The 2912-nt window shown below is 52.8% G+C and carries 1 rRNA gene; it reads left to right on the forward strand.

Annotated features, from left to right (window positions below):
• The first annotated feature begins 18 nt into the window (after positions 1-18).
• A 23S ribosomal RNA gene (locus tag PI86_RS11725) occupies positions 19-2900 on the forward strand.
• The last annotated feature ends 12 nt before the right edge of the window (positions 2901-2912 follow it).

The raw sequence follows: 2912 nt of genomic DNA on the forward strand, positions 1-2912 counted from the left end.
GAGACAGACTCGTTATAGGGTCAAGCGAACAAGTGCATGTGGTGGATGCCTTGGCGATCACAGGCGATGAAGGACGCGGTAGCCTGCGAAAAGCTACGGGGAGCTGGCAAACAAGCTTTGATCCGTAGATGTCCGAATGGGGAAACCCACTCCTTTTGGAGTATCCATGGCTGAATACATAGGCCATGCGAAGCGAACGCGGTGAACTGAAACATCTAAGTAACCGCAGGAAAAGAAATCAACCGAGATTCCCAAAGTAGTGGCGAGCGAAATGGGATGAGCCTTGCACTCTTTATTTGTATTGTTAGCCGAACGCTCTGGAAAGTGCGGCCATAGCAGGTGATAGCCCTGTAGGCGAAAACAGTATGAAAGAACTAGGTGTGCGACAAGTAGGGCGGGACACGTGAAATCCTGTCTGAAGATGGGGGGACCATCCTCCAAGGCTAAATACTCGTGATCGACCGATAGTGAACCAGTACCGTGAGGGAAAGGCGAAAAGAACCCCGGGAGGGGAGTGAAATAGATCCTGAAACCGCATGCATACAAACAGTCGGAGCCTCGTAAGGGGTGACGGCGTACCTTTTGTATAATGGGTCAGCGACTTACGTTCAGTAGCAAGCTTAACCGTATAGGGCAGGCGTAGCGAAAGCGAGTCCGAATAGGGCGTTCAGTTGCTGGGCGTAGACCCGAAACCAAGTGATCTATCCATGGCCAGGATGAAGGTGCGGTAACACGTACTGGAGGTCCGAACCCACTAACGTTGAAAAGTTAGGGGATGAGCTGTGGATAGGGGTGAAAGGCTAAACAAACTTGGAAATAGCTGGTTCTCTCCGAAAACTATTTAGGTAGTGCCTCGTGTCTCACCTTCGGGGGTAGAGCACTGTCATGGTTGGGGGGTCTATTGCAGATTACCCCGCCATAGCAAACTCCGAATACCGAAGAGTGCAATCACGGGAGACAGACATCGGGTGCTAACGTCCGGTGTCAAGAGGGAAACAACCCAGACCGCCAGCTAAGGTCCCCAAATATAGCTAAGTGGGAAACGAAGTGGGAAGGCTAAAACAGTCAGGAGGTTGGCTTAGAAGCAGCCACCCTTTAAAGAAAGCGTAATAGCTCACTGATCGAGTCGTCCTGCGCGGAAGATGTAACGGGGCTAAGCTATATACCGAAGCTGCGGATGCGTGCTTTGCACGCATGGTAGGAGAGCGTTCCGTAAGCCTGCGAAGGTGCGTTGAAAAGCGTGCTGGAGGTATCGGAAGTGCGAATGCTGACATGAGTAGCGATAAAGGGGGTGAAAGGCCCCCTCGCCGTAAGCCCAAGGTTTCCTACGCAACGTTCATCGGCGTAGGGTGAGTCGGCCCCTAAGGCGAGGCAGAAATGCGTAGCTGATGGGAAGCAGGTCAATATTCCTGCACCATTGTTAGATGCGATGGGGGGACGGATCGCGGAAGGTTGTCCGGGTGTTGGAAGTCCCGGTCGCTGCATTGGAGAAGGCGCTTAGGCAAATCCGGGCGCAGGATTCAAGGGTGTGGCGCGAGCTCCTTAGGGAGCGAAGCAATTGGAAGTGGTTCCAAGAAAAGCCTCTAAGCTTCAGTCTAACGATGACCGTACCGCAAACCGACACAGGTGGGCGAGATGAGTATTCTAAGGCGCTTGAGAGAACTCGGGAGAAGGAACTCGGCAAATTGGTACCGTAACTTCGGGATAAGGTACGCCCTTGTAGCTTGATGCCCCTGCGGGCAAAGGGTGAAGGGGTTGCAATAAACTGGTGGCTGCGACTGTTTAATAAAAACACAGCACTCTGCAAACACGAAAGTGGACGTATAGGGTGTGACGCCTGCCCGGTGCCGGAAGATTAAATGATGGGGTGCAAGCTCTTGATTGAAGTCCCGGTAAACGGCGGCCGTAACTATAACGGTCCTAAGGTAGCGAAATTCCTTGTCGGGTAAGTTCCGACCTGCACGAATGGCGTAACGATGGCCACACTGTCTCCTCCCGAGACTCAGCGAAGTTGAAGTGTTTGTGATGATGCAATCTACCCGCGGCTAGACGGAAAGACCCCATGAACCTTTACTGTAGCTTTGCATTGGACTTTGAACCGATCTGTGTAGGATAGGTGGGAGGCTATGAAACCGGAACGCTAGTTTCGGTGGAGCCGTCCTTGAAATACCACCCTGGTTTGTTTGAGGTTCTAACCTTGGCCCGTGATCCGGGTCGGGGACAGTGCATGGTAGGCAGTTTGACTGGGGCGGTCTCCTCCCAAAGCGTAACGGAGGAGTACGAAGGTACGCTAGGTACGGTCGGAAATCGTGCTGATAGTGCAATGGCATAAGCGTGCTTAACTGCGAGACCGACAAGTCGAGCAGGTGCGAAAGCAGGTCATAGTGATCCGGTGGTTCTGTATGGAAGGGCCATCGCTCAACGGATAAAAGGTACTCTGGGGATAACAGGCTGATACCGCCCAAGAGTTCATATCGACGGCGGTGTTTGGCACCTCGATGTCGGCTCATCTCATCCTGGGGCTGTAGCCGGTCCCAAGGGTATGGCTGTTCGCCATTTAAAGAGGTACGTGAGCTGGGTTTAAAACGTCGTGAGACAGTTTGGTCCCTATCTGCCGTGGGCGTTGGATATTTGAAGGGGGCTGCTCCTAGTACGAGAGGACCGGAGTGGACGAACCTCTGGTGTACCGGTTGTCACGCCAGTGGCATCGCCGGGTAGCTATGTTCGGAAGAGATAACCGCTGAAAGCATCTAAGCGGGAAACTCGCCTTAAGATGAGATATCCCTGGGGACTAGATCCCCTTGAAGGGTCGTTCGAGACCAGGACGTTGATAGGTCAGGTGTGTAAGCGCAGTAATGCGTTCAGCTAACTGATACTAATTGCCCGTAAGGCTTGATCCTATAACAAGTCTG

The organism is Burkholderia sp. A9 (assembly GCF_000801975.1).